This window comes from Acidobacteriota bacterium, from assembly GCA_016716905.1.
Classification (GTDB): Bacteria; Acidobacteriota; Vicinamibacteria; order Vicinamibacterales; family SCN-69-37; genus SYFT01.
In genome coordinates, this window is the sequence record JADJUS010000022.1 from 1,526,595 (window position 1) to 1,542,715 (window position 16,121).

The 16,121-nt window shown below is 65.0% G+C and carries 12 protein-coding genes; 8 read left to right on the plus strand and 4 right to left on the minus strand.

Annotated features, from left to right (window positions below; translation table 11 throughout):
* Positions 1-92 precede the first annotated feature (92 nt).
* On the plus strand, positions 93-272 hold the full coding sequence (locus tag IPL75_22715; GenBank protein MBK9243008.1) for a hypothetical protein: 180 nt from the start codon (positions 93-95) through the stop codon (positions 270-272).
* A gap of 386 nt (positions 273-658) precedes the next feature.
* Positions 659-3,121, plus strand: a complete 2,463-nt coding sequence (locus IPL75_22720; GenBank protein ID MBK9243009.1) for an ABC transporter permease — start codon at positions 659-661, stop codon at positions 3,119-3,121.
* Positions 3,122-3,255: 134 nt separating this feature from the next.
* Here the strand turns inward: IPL75_22720 and metH are convergent, their stop codons facing one another.
* From metH to IPL75_22735, 3 genes are read right to left on the minus strand one after another with little or no spacing between them, the layout of a single operon-like run.
* Entirely contained in the window at positions 3,256-6,015 is a 2,760-nt protein-coding gene (gene metH / locus IPL75_22725; GenBank protein ID MBK9243010.1) for a methionine synthase, read from the minus strand.
* Positions 5,916-7,031: a homocysteine S-methyltransferase family protein gene (locus IPL75_22730; GenBank protein MBK9243011.1), complete on the minus strand. Its 1,116-nt coding sequence runs from the start codon at positions 7,029-7,031 to the stop codon at positions 5,916-5,918. The genes metH and IPL75_22730 overlap by 100 nt, the downstream gene beginning before the upstream one ends.
* Positions 7,028-7,963: a metalloregulator ArsR/SmtB family transcription factor gene (locus IPL75_22735; protein MBK9243012.1), complete on the minus strand. Its 936-nt coding sequence runs from the start codon at positions 7,961-7,963 to the stop codon at positions 7,028-7,030. The genes IPL75_22730 and IPL75_22735 overlap by 4 nt, the downstream gene beginning before the upstream one ends.
* Before the next feature lie 72 nt (positions 7,964-8,035).
* Between IPL75_22735 and IPL75_22740 the strand changes: the two genes are divergently transcribed.
* From IPL75_22740 to glgX, 6 genes are read left to right on the plus strand one after another with little or no spacing between them, the layout of a single operon-like run.
* Positions 8,036-9,382, plus strand: a complete 1,347-nt coding sequence (locus IPL75_22740) for a sodium:alanine symporter family protein (protein MBK9243013.1) — start codon at positions 8,036-8,038, stop codon at positions 9,380-9,382.
* Positions 9,383-9,385: 3 nt separating this feature from the next.
* Positions 9,386-9,964: an alpha/beta fold hydrolase gene (locus IPL75_22745; GenBank protein ID MBK9243014.1), complete on the plus strand. Its 579-nt coding sequence runs from the start codon at positions 9,386-9,388 to the stop codon at positions 9,962-9,964.
* 17 nt (positions 9,965-9,981) lie between these two features.
* Positions 9,982-11,028 (plus strand): HYR domain-containing protein, encoded by a 1,047-nt coding sequence (locus IPL75_22750; GenBank protein ID MBK9243015.1) that lies wholly within the window; start codon positions 9,982-9,984, stop codon positions 11,026-11,028.
* Positions 11,025-11,945, plus strand: coding sequence for an ABC transporter ATP-binding protein (locus IPL75_22755; GenBank protein MBK9243016.1), 921 nt, complete (start codon positions 11,025-11,027; stop codon positions 11,943-11,945). The genes IPL75_22750 and IPL75_22755 overlap by 4 nt, the downstream gene beginning before the upstream one ends.
* Positions 11,946-11,953: 8 nt before the next feature.
* Positions 11,954-12,703: an ABC transporter permease gene (locus tag IPL75_22760; protein MBK9243017.1), complete on the plus strand. Its 750-nt coding sequence runs from the start codon at positions 11,954-11,956 to the stop codon at positions 12,701-12,703.
* Positions 12,694-14,742, plus strand: coding sequence for a glycogen debranching protein GlgX (gene glgX / locus IPL75_22765; protein ID MBK9243018.1), 2,049 nt, complete (start codon positions 12,694-12,696; stop codon positions 14,740-14,742). The genes IPL75_22760 and glgX overlap by 10 nt, the downstream gene beginning before the upstream one ends.
* 73 nt (positions 14,743-14,815) lie before the next feature.
* Here glgX and IPL75_22770 read toward each other — a convergent pair whose 3' ends face one another.
* Positions 14,816-15,946, minus strand: coding sequence for an IS30 family transposase (locus IPL75_22770; GenBank protein MBK9243019.1), 1,131 nt, complete (start codon positions 15,944-15,946; stop codon positions 14,816-14,818).
* Between the last annotated feature and the right edge of the window lie 175 nt (positions 15,947-16,121).

Below are 16,121 nucleotides of genomic sequence, written 5' to 3' on the forward strand. Positions count from 1 at the left end.
CGGCCGACGTTGGGAAGATCGTGGACCGCTGAAGGTTGTCGTCAGCGGCGCTACAATGACCCGGGAATCAGGGACACAGGAGACTCACGACTATGACGAACGAGAAGAACGACACGACTGACCCGGTGAGCGAGGATTTGAAGGAATCTGATCTGGATAAGGTGAACGGAGGACTCGGCGGCGATGACATCGGTTGGGTCAAGAGTCCGACCAAAGCCGATGCGGACAAACCGCTCTCGGGCACGGATCTCGGCAGTGGCCGCTTGAAATAGCCCGTTCACGGATTCGACCCTAGCCGCGGAGCGTCTGCCCGCTCCTCGGAGGTCGGGTCTTGAGACCCGACATAAGTTGGACCGTCAGGTCAGCTCTACCGGTTCGGCGTGCACTGGCCGGATGTGGACGAGGACATCAGCGCCGAAGGGATGCTCCACGGCACTCCGGCGCCACGTCCGCCGGGGAAGTCAGACAAAGTCTAAGGACCCCAGGACCCGCCTCCGCGCGCCGCGCTACGGCGAGGCAAGCCCCAGGACCCCAGGACCCTGGACCCTGGACCCTGGACTCTGGACCCTGGACCCTGGACCCTGGACCCTGGACCCTGGACCCTGGACCCTGGACCCTGGACCCTGGACCTTGGACCTTGGACCAGTACAATCTCGCCGTGCGCGACCTCCGCCATGCCATCCGCTTCCTCTGGCTGAACAAGGCCTTCTCGGCCACGGCCATCCTGACGCTGGCCATCGGCCTGGGCGCGAACACGGCGCTGTTCGGGCTGCTCAACAGCACCTCCAAACCGCTCGCGGTGCCGAATCCCGAGCAGATTGTCGCCATCGCCGGCGAGGTGAAGGCCGACGAGACGGGCGGCTTCCAGTACCTGTTCTCCACGGAAGCGCTGAAGGACCTGCGGCAGCGCGCCGAGTCGTTCAGCGACGTCATGGGCCTGCTCATTCGCGTCGGCGGCCTGTCGAGCGAAGGCCGCGTGTCGCAGTTCTGGTTCGCTGCAGTCAGCGACAACTACTTCAGCGGCCTCGGTGTAACGCCCGCGCATGGCACGCTCATCTCCACCGCCGCCGGCTCCCCGGCGCGCATCGTCCTCGGCCATTCCTTCTGGATGAAGATGTTCGGCGGCGACCCTAACGTGATCGGCAAGCAGGTGCGCGTGGAGGGCGAACCCGCGGTCATCATCGGTGTGGTGCCGGCGTCGTTTCGCGGCACGCAGATGGCCATCGAGCTGGACGGCTATGTGGCGCTCGACGACTTCGGCGTGCTTGACCCGGACGCGAAGACCTGGCTCTACAACAACCGGAAGGCGCGGGCCGTTCAGCTCTACGGGCGACTCAAGCCCGGCGTGACCGTGGACGAGGCACAAGCATCGCTCGACGTGTTGATGTCCACGATCGAGACCGAGCATCCCGAGACCGACCGCGGCATCAGCGCGCGTGTCATTCCCGAGCCTCTGGCGCGGCCGCTGCCGATGCGCGCGGTGACCAACGCCATTCCGCGTGTGCAGCTTTTCGGGATGACGCTGGCGGGGCTGGTGCTGTTGCTGGCGTGTATGAATGTGGCGAACCTGCTGCTGGTGCGCGCCACCGCGCGCGAGCGCGAGATGGCCGTGCGTGCGGCGCTTGGCGCGAGCCGGCTGGGACTGGTGCGGCTGATGGTCACGGAAGGGTTGGTGCTCTCGGGCCTCGGCGGCATCGCGGGACTGGGCCTGGGTGTGTGGGTGACCACCGCGTTTCTGGCGAATCTTGATTTGGGATCGAGCATTCCGCTGCGACTGGATGCGGAGTTCGACGCGCGCGTCTTTACGTTCGCGTTGGTGGTGGCCGTGGCCACGGGAATCGGCATTGGCGTGTGGCCGGCGTGGCGCGCGTCGCGCGCCGATGCGAGGGCGGCGCTGCATGATGGCGGTCGCGCGCATTCGGACAGCCGTGATCGTCAGCGCCTCCGCCGCCTCTTCGTCGTCGCCCAGATCGCCGGATCGCTGGTGCTGCTTGTGGTGGCCAGTCTCTTTGTCAGGAGTTTGTGGTCGGCCGAGCGGATCGATCTCGGCTTCGATGCCAATCGCCTGATCACGGTGCGGCTCGATCCGAAGCAGATTGGATACGACGAAGCGCGCACAATCACCTTCTACGATGAACTCCAGCGCCGTGCGGCGGCTCTGCCCGGGGTCGAGTCGGCGGCGATCGCGTTCACCACGCCGATGAGTTATCTGGTGAATGGCGGTCAGGTTTATGTGGAGGGCCAGTCGTTGCCGGAGAGTGGCCAGCCGCCGGCGTTGTTCATGAATCGCGTGGGGCGCAACTACTTCCCTACCGTAGGCATTCCCATCGTGCGCGGCCGCGGGTTCGTCGAAACCGACGAGCACTACACCCCGCTCACCCGCCGCGTGGCCATCGTCAACGAGTTGATGGCGGCGAAGTACTGGCCGGGCGAGGACCCCATCGGCAAGCGATTCCGGGCGTTTGATCCCGCGGGGCCATTCCTTGAGGTGGTGGGCGTGGCGCGCGACTCCAAGTACGTGCTCATCTTCGAGCAGCCGCGGCCGTATTTCTACCTGCCGCTCGAGCGGGCCATCTCGTTGCGCACGCTCCACGTGCGCACCTTCGGCCCCCCGGCCGCGCTCGCGCCGCTCATCGAGAAGGAGATCAAGAATCTCGCGCCCGGTCTTCCCATGGCGGAGTTGCAGACGATGCAGCAGTCGCTGGCGGGGTTGTTTGGCTTTCTGATCTTCAGGATTGGTTCTGTGCAGGCGGGCGGGATGGGCATTCTCGGCCTGGTGCTGGCGCTCATCGGCGTCTACGGCGTGGTGTCATTCGGCGCCAGCCTGCGGACGCGCGAGATCGGCATCCGCGTAGCGCTGGGCGCCCAACCCCTGGACGTTCTGCAGCTCATCCTCGGCCAGGGCCTGCAACTGGTGGGCGCAGGGATCGTGCTGGGCCTCGGCATCGCGATTGCGATCAGTCGCATGCTGGCGGCCGGTATCCCGTTGGTGAATGGCGCGGACAGGGGCGCGTTCGCGGTGGTGGCGGGTGGGCTCGCTGCGCTCGCGTTGTGGTCGTGCTACGTTCCGGCACGACGTGCGACGCGCGTGCCGGTTACTACTGCGTTGCGACACGAGTGATGGAATCAACCCTGGCAGCGGTCGAGTCATCGAGCCCGTACGTAGCTCGGCCTATTCCTCAAAGGCCGAGGACTCCTCGGGCTTGGGGAACAGCCCGAGCTACGTGCGGAACCGAGCTACGTTCGGAGGTCCGGCTACAAGTTCGGCCCCAGCCAGCGTTCGGCGTCGGCGATGGGCATGGCTTTGCGCTTCGCGTAGTCCTCGAGTTGGTCGCGGCCGATGCGGCCGACGGTGAAGTACTTGGCTTGCGGGTGGCTGAAGTACAAGCCGCTCACTGAAGCGGCAGGCCACATGGCGAAGGTTTCGGTCAAGGTGATGCCCAGGGCCGGCGCGTCGAGGAGTTTGAACAGCGTTTCCTTCTCCGTGTGGTCGGGACACGCGGGGTAGCCGAACGCGGGGCGGATGCCGCGGTACTTTTCTGCCGCAAGCTCCTCGGAGGTGAACTGCTCGTTTTTGCCGTAGCCCCAGTCGTGGCGCGCACGGGAGTGCAGGTACTCCGCAAATGCTTCCGCCAGCCGGTCGGCCAGCGCCTTGGCGATGATCGCGTTGTAGTCGTCGTGCTGGGCCTCGAACTCCTTCACGAGTTCGTCCACACCGATGCCGGTCGTCACCGCAAACGCGCCGATGTAGTCGGGCGCCATGCTGTCCTTGGGCGCCACGAAGTCCGCGAGCGATCGGTTAGGCCGCTTATCCGCAATGGGCTCCTGCTGCCGCAACATGTGGAACCGCGCCAACTCCACATTTCGCGCATCGTCCTTATAAACGACGATGTCGTCGCCCACCGAATTGGCCGGCCAGAAGCCGTAGACGCCGCGCGCCTTGAACAACTTGTCCTTGACGATGCGCTTGAGGAGCGCCTGGGCGTGGTCATAGAGCTCGCGCGCGGCAGGGCCGTACTCGGGATGCTCGAAGATGGCCGGGAAGCGGCCCTTGAGCTCCCACGCGGAGAAGAAAAACGTCCAGTCGATGAACGGCACAATCTTCTCTAGCGGCTCGTCTTCCAGAATCCTCTTGCCGACAAACCAGGGCACCGCAATCTCCTGCGTGTCCCAATCCGTCACGAGGTGGTTGGCCTTCGCCGCCTCATACGTCAGCAACGCCCGCTCGGATCGGTTCGCGTACTTCTCGCGCAGCTCGGCCTGGTCCACGCGCGTTCTGGCAATGTAGTCGTCGCGCTTTTCGTCACTGAGCAGGCTCGACACCACGTCCACGGCCCTCGACGCATCCAGCACGTGCGCGGTGGGGCCCGAATACATCGGCGCAATCTTCACCGCCGTGTGCTGCTTGCTGGTGGTGGCGCCGCCGATGAGCAGCGGCAACTTCATACCGCGATGCTCCATCTCCTTGGCCACAAACACCATCTCGTCCAGAGACGGCGTAATGAGGCCGCTCAGGCCGACGATGTCCACGTTCTGCTCGACGGCAGTCGTGAGAATCTTGTCGAGCGACACCATCACGCCCAGGTCCACGACCTCGTAGTTGTTGCACCCGAGCACCACGCCGACAATGTTCTTGCCGATGTCGTGGACGTCGCCCTTGACCGTGGCCATGAGCACGCGGCCCTGCGGTTTCTGGTCGATGCCGGCGGCAATCTGCGCGGCCTTCTCGGCCTCCATGAACGGCTCGAGGTACGCCACGGCGCGTTTCATCGCGCGCGCGCTCTTCACCACCTGCGGCAGGAACATCTTGCCCGCGCCGAAGAGGTCGCCGACGGTCTTCATGCCGTCCATCAGCGGGCCTTCGATGACTTCCAGCGGACGCGCGAACTTCAGGCGCGCTTCCTCGGTGTCCACCTCGATGAAGTCCACCACGCCGTGCACCAGCGCAAAGGCCAGGCGCGCCTCAACCGGCTTCTCGCGCCACGTGAGATCCAGCTCGCGCTTCTTTCCCGAGCCTTTTACCTTGTCGGCGAACGTAACCATCCGCTCGGTTGCGTCGGGCCGCCGATCGAACAGGATGTCTTCCACGTGCTCAAGCAGGTCAGCCGGGATGTCTTCATACACCACCAACTGACCGGCATTGACGATGCCCATGTCGAGACCGGCCTTGATGGCGTGAAAAAGAAACGCCGAGTGTATGGCTTCGCGGACGACGTCGTTGCCGCGGAAGGAGAAGGAGAGGTTGCTGATGCCGCCGCTGATCTTGACGCCGGGGCAGGTGGCCTTGATGACCTTTGTCGCCTCGATAAAGTTGATGGCGTAGCGATTGTGCTCTTCGAGGCCTGTGGCAATGGCCAGGATGTTGGGATCGAAGATGATGTCCGACGGGTCGAAGCCGGCGGTTTCGGTCAGCAGTTTGTAGGCGCGCTGGCAGATCGCGACTTTGCGTTCCACCGTGTCGGCCTGGCCGGTTTCGTCGAAGGCCATCACTACGCAGGCCGCGCCGTAGCGGCGCACGAGCATCGCCTTATGCAGGAAGTCTGCCTCGCCTTCTTTGAGCGAAATGGAGTTCACCACCGACTTGCCCTGCACACACTTGAGGCCGGCCTCGATGACGGACCACTTCGAGCTGTCCACCATGATCGGCACGCGCGCGATTTCCGGCTCAGTCGCGATGTAGTTCAGGAACGTGGTCATGGCAGCTTCCGAGTCGAGCATGCCCTCGTCCATGTTCACGTCGATGATGTTTGCGCCGCCGCGGACCTGTTCCATCGCCACGGCGGCGGCTTCGGTCCAGTTGCCGTCCTTCACCAGGCGCATGAACTTCTTCGAGCCGGTGACGTTGGTGCGCTCGCCGATCATCTGGAAGTTGGAGTCTGGCCGGATGGTCAGGGGTTCCAGGCCGGCGAGGCGGGTCAGGTGGGGGGCGGCGGGTGGGGGATCAAAGGGGACGGGTGTCGATCTGTGGAAATCTCCAAGGCTGGAGCTAGCGATTGATCGCCTGGAGATTTCCACAGATCGACACCCGTCCCCCTATTGGCCCAGATCCTCGGCTGGACTCCGGCAATCGCTTTCGCGATTGCCGCAATATGGTCGGGGGTTGTGCCACAGCACCCCCCGAGAATGTTGGCGAATCCAGAAGCCGCGAAGTCCTTGAGGAGCCGCCCGGTTTCTTCGGGTTGCTCGTCGTATTCGCCGAAGGCGTTGGGGAGGCCGGCGTTGGGGTAGGCGTGCACCCAGCATTCGGCCTGGCGCGAGAGCTCCTCGAGGTACGGGCGCATGTCGGCGGCGCCGAGCGCGCAGTTGATGCCGATGCACCACGGCCGCGCGTGCTCCACCGACACGTAAAACGCATCGATCGTCTGACCCGACAGCGTACGGCCGCTGCGGTCGGTCACCGTCACCGAAATCATCAGCGGCAGGCGCACGCCCTTCTCGGCCTGCACTTCCTCGATGGCCACAATGCAGGCCTTCACGCTCAACGTGTCGATGATGGTCTCGGCCAGCAGCATGTCCACGCCGCCGTCGATAAGGCCGCGGATCTGATCGAGATAGCCGTCCTTGAGCTGGTCAAACGTCAGCGCGCGAAACGACGGGCTGTTCACGTCGGGCGAAATCGACAGCGTGCAGTTGGTGGGCCCGATGGACCCGGCCACGAACCGCGGCTTGTCGGGATTCTTCGCGGTGTATTCGTCGGCAGCCTCGCGGGCAAGACGCGCCCCCTCGAAGTTGAGGTCGTACACGGCCGACTCCAGACCGTAGTCGCGCTGCGAGACCACATTTGAACTGAACGTATTGGTCTCGATGATGTCCGCGCCGGCTTCCAGATACTGCCGATGAATCTCCGCGATCACCGCCGGCCGCGTGATCGAAAGAATGTCGTTGTTCCCCCGCAGGTCGCGGTTGTGCGAGGCCCATCGTTCGCCGCGAAAATCGGCCTCCGTCAACTTGTGCCGCTGAATCATCGTCCCCATCGCGCCGTCGAGCACGAGGATGCGTTCCCGCAGGAGCTTGTCGAGTTTTGTCGTCATTTCGTTCGAGTTCCGGCGGCGATGAGCACCGCAAAAGGATCGCCACTCTTGCGCGCACCCGTGCGCACCGTGACGCGATCAAATCCGGCGCCGGTGATGAGCGCCTCCAACTGGTCGGCGCTGAACCCCAACCACTGGTCGCCCAGCGTGTCCTGCACCCAGGCCTCGTCATGCTGCCGAAGGTCCAGCACCACCACCCGGCCGCCGGGCCGAAGGATGCGAAACGCTTCGGCCAACGCTTTCGCCGGGTCCTTGGCGTGATGCAGGGCCTGCGAGGCGATGGCGACATCCACCGAGGCGTCGCCTAAGGGGACCTTCTCGAGCTCGCCGCGCTTCCACGTGATGTTCTTGACCTTGCGGCGCAGCGCCATCTGCTTCGCGCGGTCCAGCACCTCGGCCGACCGATCGATGGCGTAGACCCGCTTGGCCCAATGGGCGGCCTCAATGGTCAGATACCCCTCGCCGCACCCCAGATCGGCCACGTCCACGGCCGGCAACAGCAGCCCGAGCGCGCGCGACCATGCCGCCCAGCTCCGGCCAGGCACCAGCTGGGTCTTTTCCTCGCCCCCGCCATGCTGGTCGAAGTTCTCCCGCCGTACACGCCGCACCTCCTCCAAGCGCGCATCGTCGGCCCGGGTGGCGGCGTTTGTGGCTTCAAAGGTCTCGCTGAGCCAGGGCCAGATGGACGCGTAGGGGCCTGCGGCCGCCGCCACATCCGGGTTGAGCCGGTACCAGGTGAAATTGCCGGTGCGCTCCTCGGTCACGAGTTTGGCGTCTTTGAGCAGCCCCAGATGCCGGGACACCCCTGACTGGGCCAGTCCCATGACTGCGGTCAGCTCTGTGACGTTCAAGGCTTCCCGGGCCAGCAGCCTGAGCAGGCGCAGCCGGGCCTCGTCGCCCAGCAGTCGCATCAAGGCGGAGGCCGTTTTCATATCTACTAATCTATATGCACAGATGTAGAGAAAGCAACCCAGCCCCGGTACAATCCGCGGCCGAGGATACGAATGCAACAGATAGCAGACTGGAACGGCTGGCTGAACGGGTACGTGTGGGGATGGCCGATGATCATCCTCCTGATCGGCACAGGCATCCTGCTGACCCTGCTGACGGGGGTGGCGCAGGTCCGCTTCCTTGGACGGGCGCTTTCCGAGGTGCTCGGCAAAATCACGCAGAAGAGCAAGGGTGACGGCAGCGTCAGCCCCTTCCAGGCCGTCTCAACCGCCCTGGCCTCTACGGTGGGCGTGGGCAACATCGCCGGCGTGGCCACGGCCATCGGCATCGGCGGACCTGGCGCACTCTTCTGGCTCTGGGTCTCCGGCGTGCTTGGTATGTGCACGAAATACGCCGAAATCGCCATCGCCATGCACTACCGCGAGAAAGACTCGACGGGCATCATGCGCGGCGGCGCGATGTACATCCTGAAAAACGGCCTCGGCATGCCGTGGCTCGGCACGGTATTCGCCCTGCTGACGGCAGTGGCCGCGTTCGGCATCGGCAACATGGTGCAGGCCAACTCGGTGGCCGGGGCGCTCGACGCGTCATTCGGCATCGCGCCCAGCTACACGGGCATCTTCATGGTGGTCATCACCGCGGCGGTCATTCTTGGCGGCATCAAGCGCATCGGCCAGTTCACTGAGTACCTGGTGCCTTTCATGGCCATCCTGTACCTGGCCGGCGGCCTGACCATCGTGGCCATGCACGCGGCCGACATCCCGCGCATCTTCGGCCAGATCTTCGACGGCGCGTTCTCTGGGACGGCAGCCACGGGCGGATTCGCGGGCAGCACCATCATGATGGCGATGCGCTACGGCATCGCGCGCGGCCTGTTCTCGAATGAGGCCGGCCTGGGCAGCGCGCCCATGGTGCATGCGGCGGCCGTCACGGACCATCCGATTCGCCAGGCGATGTACGGCATCTTCGAGGTGTTCGTAGACACGATCCTGATCTGCACCACCACCGGCCTGGTCATCCTGCTGACCGGCACGTGGGATCAGGGACTGAGCGGCGCCGCGCTTTCGGCAAAGGCATTCGAAACCGGCCTGCCCGGCACGTGGGGCTCACTCATCGTGACCTCCGGCGTGATGCTGTTTTCGTTCTCCACGCTGGTGGGCTGGAGCTACTACGGCGAAACCGGCGCGGTCTACATGTTTGGCGCGAAAGCGGCGATGCCGTATCGCATCCTGTGGCTGGTCTTCATCTACCTCGGCGCCGTGGGATCGCTCCACCTGGTCTGGGACGTGGCCGACACGCTCAACGGCTTGATGGCGATTCCCAACCTGTTCGCCGTGCTCATGTCCATTCCGTTGTTGCTGAGGTTGCAGCGGGAGTTCTTCGCCAAGCCGAGGTCGTAGCGCGTGGCTGATCAGTCGCCGGTACTCCTGCTTGCCCATGGGGCGGGTGCCGGGTCGTCGCACCCCTGGATGCGCCATGTGGCCTCGGAACTCGAGGCCCGCGGCGTTCGGGTCGTCACGTTCGACTTCCCGTACATGGCCGAAGGCCGCAAGATGCCCGATCGCGGCCCCATCCTTGAAGCGGCGTTTGCCGAACAGTGGGCCAAAGTGGCGGCCACCACGACCGGTCCGATCTACGCCGGCGGCAAGTCGATGGGGGGCCGCATCGCGTCGCAGGTGGCAGCCAAGGGCGGCTTCTCGCCCGTGCCGGCCGGGCTGGTCTTTTTCGGCTATCCGCTGCACCCGCCGGGCAAGCCGGAGATGCGGCGCGACCGGCACCTGCCCGACATCTCGATTCCGATGCTGTTCCTGCACGGCACCAAGGACCCGTTCGGATCGCGCGAGGAAATGCGCGAACTGATCGACGAACTTCCCACTTCCACGCTCACGTTTGTGGAAGGCGGCGACCACTCGCTCGTGGCCGGGCGCGGCAAGCCGATCTCGGGCGAGCTGCTGGACGGGGTCCGTCGCTGGATGAAGTAGCATTTCCCCGGTAGGCCTTGCGTACCCTCTGCCGCCCCCTCGTTCTATGCGCCCTGCTGGGCGCGGCCGCGTGCGGGTCTGAAACCCCAATTCCGCCGACGCCAACGCCCAACGCCCCGACGCTTTCCTGTCCGGCGTCGTCATCCCTGGTATCGCCCGACGGCGCTGCCGTGCCCCTGACGTTCACCGTGCCGACTGCGGTTGGCGGCCAGCTCCCAGTCCCGGTTACCTGCTCAAAGCTGTCAGGCTCCACCTTCCCGCTCGGCTCCACCATCGTCACCTGCACGGCTGTGGACGCGTTGGCGCGACAGGCGTCGTGCAATTTTGCTGTGACGGTGACGGCGGTCCCCCGCATTTCGAAAACGAAGTTCCTGGCCCTGGGCGACAGCATCACCGAAGGCCGCTGCGGGCCAAAGCCGAACACGTGCCCGCCGTGGACCGTGCGGTTCGGAGACCTGTTGCGCGAGCGCTACACCCTTCAGTCGTTCGTCGTGACGAACCGAGGCATCTCGGGCGAGAAGACGCCCACAGGCGAAGATCGCCTGCTCGAGGAACTCATCACGTACAAGCCCGAGGTGCTGCTCCTGATGGAGGGCACCAACGACCTGACGGCTGTTCCTGCGAACCAGGCTGAAGCTCTTGAATCGCTGGAGGACATGATCGACATCGCCAGGGGGCAGGGCGTCGCGGTGTTCATCGCGACCATTGCGCCTATTGCGGCAGGTGGGCCAAACGACGATGCCGTGCCGCTGGTTCCGGTGTTCAACGCCAACATTCGCGGAATGGCCGCGCGCAAGAACGTGCCGGTGGTGGACGTGTTCGCGGCACTCAACGCCGATATCGCACGTTATTACGTTGGCGACGACCTGCATCCAACGGCAGAAGGTCTGCGAGTCATCGGCGAGACGTTCTACGCGGCCGTGCGCACGGCGCTGGACATTACGCCGACCGCCGGGTCGTTTTCATCGACGGCCACACCACACGGCCTGTTTGAACCACCAGGCCGGCTGTCGCCGGGTCTAAAGACCCGGCCTCCGAAGACCCCTAAGTTACCAGGCCGGTGAGCTCAACACCCGTCATTCAGGTCGCCGGCCTCCGGAAGCGCTACGGATCCACGCTGGCTGTGGACGACGTGTCGTTTGAGGTGTACGACGGCGAAATCTTCGGCCTCATCGGACCCAACGGCGCGGGTAAGACGACGACGATGGAGTGCGTGGAGGGGGTGCGGAAGCCGGACGGCGGCAGGATTTCGGTGCTGGGGCTGGATCCGTTCCGCGATGTGTATGCGCTGCAGCAACGCGTGGGTGTGCAGCTTCAGGAAGCGCACCTGCAGAAGCGCATCAAGGTGCGCGAGGCAGTGGCGCTGTGGGCATCGCTCTACAAGACCAAGGTCGATACCGAGAAGCTGCTGGGCCAACTGGGCCTGCAGGACAAACGCAACGCGTGGTTCATGACGCTGTCGGGCGGTCAGAAGCAGCGGTTGTTCATCGCGCTGGCGCTGATCAACGACCCGGAGCTGGTGTTCCTTGACGAACTCACGACCGGCCTTGATCCGCAGGCGCGTCACGCCATCTGGGATCTGATCAGGGGGATTCGCGCACGCGGCAAGACCATCTTCCTGACCACGCACCTCATGGAAGAAGCTGAGCGGCTGTGCGACAGAGTGGCCATCATCGACCACGGACGCATCGTGGATATCAACTCGCCGTCCGGCCTCATCCGCCGGCACTGTCCGCAGCGCACGGTGATCCTGACGACGGAGGACACGACGGCCGACGAAAAGCTGCGGGCGCTCCCTGGCGTGGAGGTCTCGCGCGACGACAAGGGCGCCCTCATCGTGCGAGGCGACGCGGCGGACCTGATGACCGGCGTCATCGCGTGCCTGGCCGACCATCGCATCCGGGTCACGGATTTCCAGACCGTGGTGCCGACGCTTGAGGACGTGTTCTTGAAGCTGACCGGCCACACGATTCGGCAGTAGCCCGGGAATTGTTTATGAACGGACTGTGGAATCTGACCTGGCTGGAAATCAAGATCTTCGCGCGCGAGCCGCTGGGATTTATCGGCACCATCATCATTCCCGTGATCATGTTTGTGGTGATGGGTCGGTCGCTTGGTGGACGGGCTGATCCCAGCGAACGACTGCGCACTTTTGTCAGCGCTGACCTGCCGGTGTTTGCGGTGATGCTGATCGCGCTGAACGCCGTGTTGTCGCTGGTGACGATCATCGCGATCTATCGCGAGAGCGGCATCCTCAAGCGCCTGCGCGCCACGCCCCTTCGGCCGCACACGATCCTGACGGCGCACGTGCTGGTGAAGCTCATCTTCACGTCCGTGACGCTCGCGCTGCTGGCTCTGGCGGGCCGCCGGTTCTACCCTGTTGCCCTGGACGTGTCGTGGTTCAGTTTCGCCGTCGCGCTCATTGTCAGCAGCGTGAGCATCATGTCGCTGGGCTTTCTCGTGGCCAGCCTCGTACCGACGGCGCGGTTTGCGCAGCCCGTCGGCACACTCATCTTGTATCCGATGCTGGGCCTGTCGGGTTTGTTCGTGTCGATCGACTCCATGCCACCGGCGATGCAGTCGGTGGCACACGTCCTTCCGCTCACTTATGCCGTTTCGTTGTTGCGAGGCATCTGGCTGGGTGACGGCTGGCTGGCCCATGGCTGGGACGTGGCGGGCCTGGCGGTCGTCTTTGTCATCTGCACGGCTCTGTCTTCCCGGGTGTTTCGGTGGGAGTGAGTGCGCCGCCGACGCTTGGGGCCACATGGGACGGCCGCGGCGTACACTTCGCGCTTTCTTCTGAGCACGCGACCGCGGTCGAACTGTGTCTGTTTGATTCGGTCGATGATCTGGTCGGTTCGCGACCCGTGCGCCTGACGAGGGGCACGGATGGCGTGTGGCAGGCATACGTTCCAGACGTGCGGCCCGGGCAACTCTACGGCTACCGCGTTGAGGGACCGAACGAGCCCGAACGAGGGCATCGCTTTGATGCGACACGGATCCTGGTGGATCCGTACGCGAAGGAAATCACCCGAACGAGCGACGATGCGGATTCGCCGCTCGCGGTGGTGATCGATCCGTCGTTCGACTGGGGCGACGACCGCCTGCCCCGTACGCCCTGGCACGAGACGGTCATCTACGAAGCGCACGTCAAGGGGCTCACGGCTCGGCATCCCGAGGTTCCGCCAGAGCTGCGAGGCACGTATGGCGCGGTCGCGATGCCGCCTCTCATCGAGCACTTCCGGCGCCTTGGCGTCACTGCCGTGGAGTTGATGCCCATCCATCAGCATTGGCCCGAGCGGCACCTGATCGCGCGAGGCCAGCCGAACTACTGGGGCTACAGCACGCTCGGCTACTTCGCGCCTGACGTGCGGTATGCCTCGTCACACGCGACAGGCAGCGCGGTTCGCGAGTTCAAGGCGATGGTGCACGCGCTGCATGCGGCGGGCATCGAGGTCATTCTCGACGTGGTCTACAACCACACGGCTGAGGGCGACCGCGAAGGACCGACGCTCTCGTTTCGCGGCATCGACAATCAGGTGTACTACCGGCTTGCCGCCGACGACCCGAGCCGCTATGTGGACGTCACCGGGTGCGGCAATACCGTCAATGCCGGGCACCCGCGTGTGCTGCAGCTCATCATCGATAGCCTGCGGTACTGGGCGATCGAGATGCACGTGGACGGATTCCGGTTCGACCTGGCGACCGCGTTGGCGCGCGAGGGCGGCGACGTGAACCTGCGCGCGCGGTTCTTCGACGCCATCCGGGAGGATCCGGTGATGTCCCAAGTGAAGCTAATCGCCGAGCCGTGGGACCTTGGGCCAGGTGGTTATCAGGTAGGGAACTTCCCCGCCCCCTGGAGTGAATGGAACGGGCGCTGTCGGGACACGGTGCGCCGTTACTGGCGTGGTGATGTCGGAACCGTGGCCGAAATGGCCACGCGACTCGCAGGCAGCGCAGACCTGTTTGACGATGGCGGGCGGCCGCCGCAGGCCAGCATCAACTTCGTGACGGCTCACGATGGGTTCACGCTCACGGACCTCGTGTCGTACAACGAGAAACACAACGAGGCGAACGGCGAACATAACCTCGACGGTGAGAACCACAACAACAGCTGGAACTGTGGAGTTGAGGGACCAACCGACGACCCCGCGATCGAGGCGTTGCGCGAGCGGCAGAAGCGCAACTTCATCGCCACGTTGTTCCTGTCGCAGGGTGTGCCGATGCTCAGCGGCGGCGACGAGATCGGCCGCACGCAACTCGGTAACAACAACGCGTACTGCCAGGACAATGAACTGAGCTGGCATCACTGGAACATGGGCGCCGACGAACGCGCACTGTTCGAGTTCGTGTGCCTCGCCGCCCGTATCCGCAGGGAACATCCGGTGCTGCGGCAGCCGAGGTTCCTGCACGGGGAGCTGGTGCCTGGCACCGGCGACAAGAACATCACCTGGCTCGCGTGTGACGGCCGTGAGATGACCACCGCCGACTGGATAGACCCGAACGCAAAGTGCATTGCGGCGCTGTTCGGCGGCGACCCGCCGCTGGTCTACCTGATGAACGCCGGCACGGAGGATGTGACGTTCCTCCTGCCCTCCGTGATCCCGGGACTCCCGGACCCCAGGACCCCGACGCGTGAATGGACTTGCGCCCTCGACACGGCTGACCAGTCCCGGCAGGGGCAGAGGTGGGCTGCCGGCGCGACCTACGTGCTGACGAGCCGATCCGTCGCGGTGTTTGTCCGGACTGCGCGATCGTTCGGAGGCCAAGCGCGCTGAACTCCTCGGCCTTGAGGAACAGGCCGAGCTACTTTCGGAGAAGATCTCGGGCCGGCACGTAGCTCGGTTCGATTCACGCGGTCGATGCAACGGCCGCCGCTAGTCTATCCGCAGGCGTTTCATAATCGAGCGTTTTGCGCGGACGCGTATTGAGCCGATCCGCAATCCGGTTGAGTTTCGCCTGGCTGAAGGTGCGCAGGTCCGTGCCCTCGGGAAAGTACTGCCGGAGCAGCCCATTGGTGTTTTCGTTGGTGCCGCGCTGCCACGGGCTCTGCGGATCGCAGAAATACACTTGCACGTTGGTGGCCATCGTGAATTGCCGATGGGCCGCCATCTCCGATCCCCGATCCCAGGTGAGCGAGCGTCGCAGCTGTGGCGGTAGCTGCCGAATGTGACGCGCGAGGGTGCGCGCGACGCTGGGCGCATCGATCTGCGGCGTGCGCACCAGCATCACGAACCGCGAGTGCCGTTCGACCAGCGTGGCAATGTGGGAGTGGTGCGCCCCGCGGAGCAGATCGCCTTCCCAGTGACCCGGGACGGCGCGATCGGTCGCCTCGGCCGGCCGCTCCCGAATCGAGACCAGATCCGCAATGCGCGAGTGCGTCAGGGCGGGCCGGCGCCGTGGGCGTCGTAACGCCCCCGCGCGTCGTAAATGCTGCACGAGGGCGCGCTTGAGGACGCCGCGGGCCTGGACAAACAGACTGCGATAAATCGTCTCGTGTGAGACTTGCATCTCGGGATTATCACGGTAGCGTCGCCGCAACCACGCGGCAATCTGCTGCGGCGACCAATCCTGCGTCAAGGCGGCCGCGACGACCGCGCGTAAGCGCGGCTGCTGGGCCAACCGACAGGGCTTCGGGCGCCGGGCCCGCCGCCACGCCGCGTGGTCGGCGGTGGCCGCGCGATACCGCGTGCGTCCGCCATGCCGATGCACTTCGCGGCTGATGGTCGACGTCGGACGGTGCAGCCGTCGGCCGATGGCCGCGAAACTGTCGTGGGCCGCCACCCCACGCGAAATCTCCTCGCGCTCCGCCGCCGTCAGCGTCCGCGGGGCGCGACGCCGGGGGCGCGGCGGGATGCCGCCCCACTCGCGAATCACGCTATGGATCGTTTGGCCCGACGCGCCGACCGCCGCCCCCATCGCCGCGTACGTTTCGCCCCGTTGTCGCCGCGCCCAGATCTCTGCTTTCAGGACTTCGCTCATGTCGAATGCTTGCACGCTCCACCTCCGTGGACCGTTGCAATCACCGCTTGAATTCACCCGGGCTGGTTCTCAAGCCCGAGGGTCGCCTCGGTCTTCCGCCTTCGCTGAAGCTTCGGCGGACCGCCGTAGCCTTGGCGGAGGCTGGTGAGACCCAGGCCGCGCTACGAAATTCCGG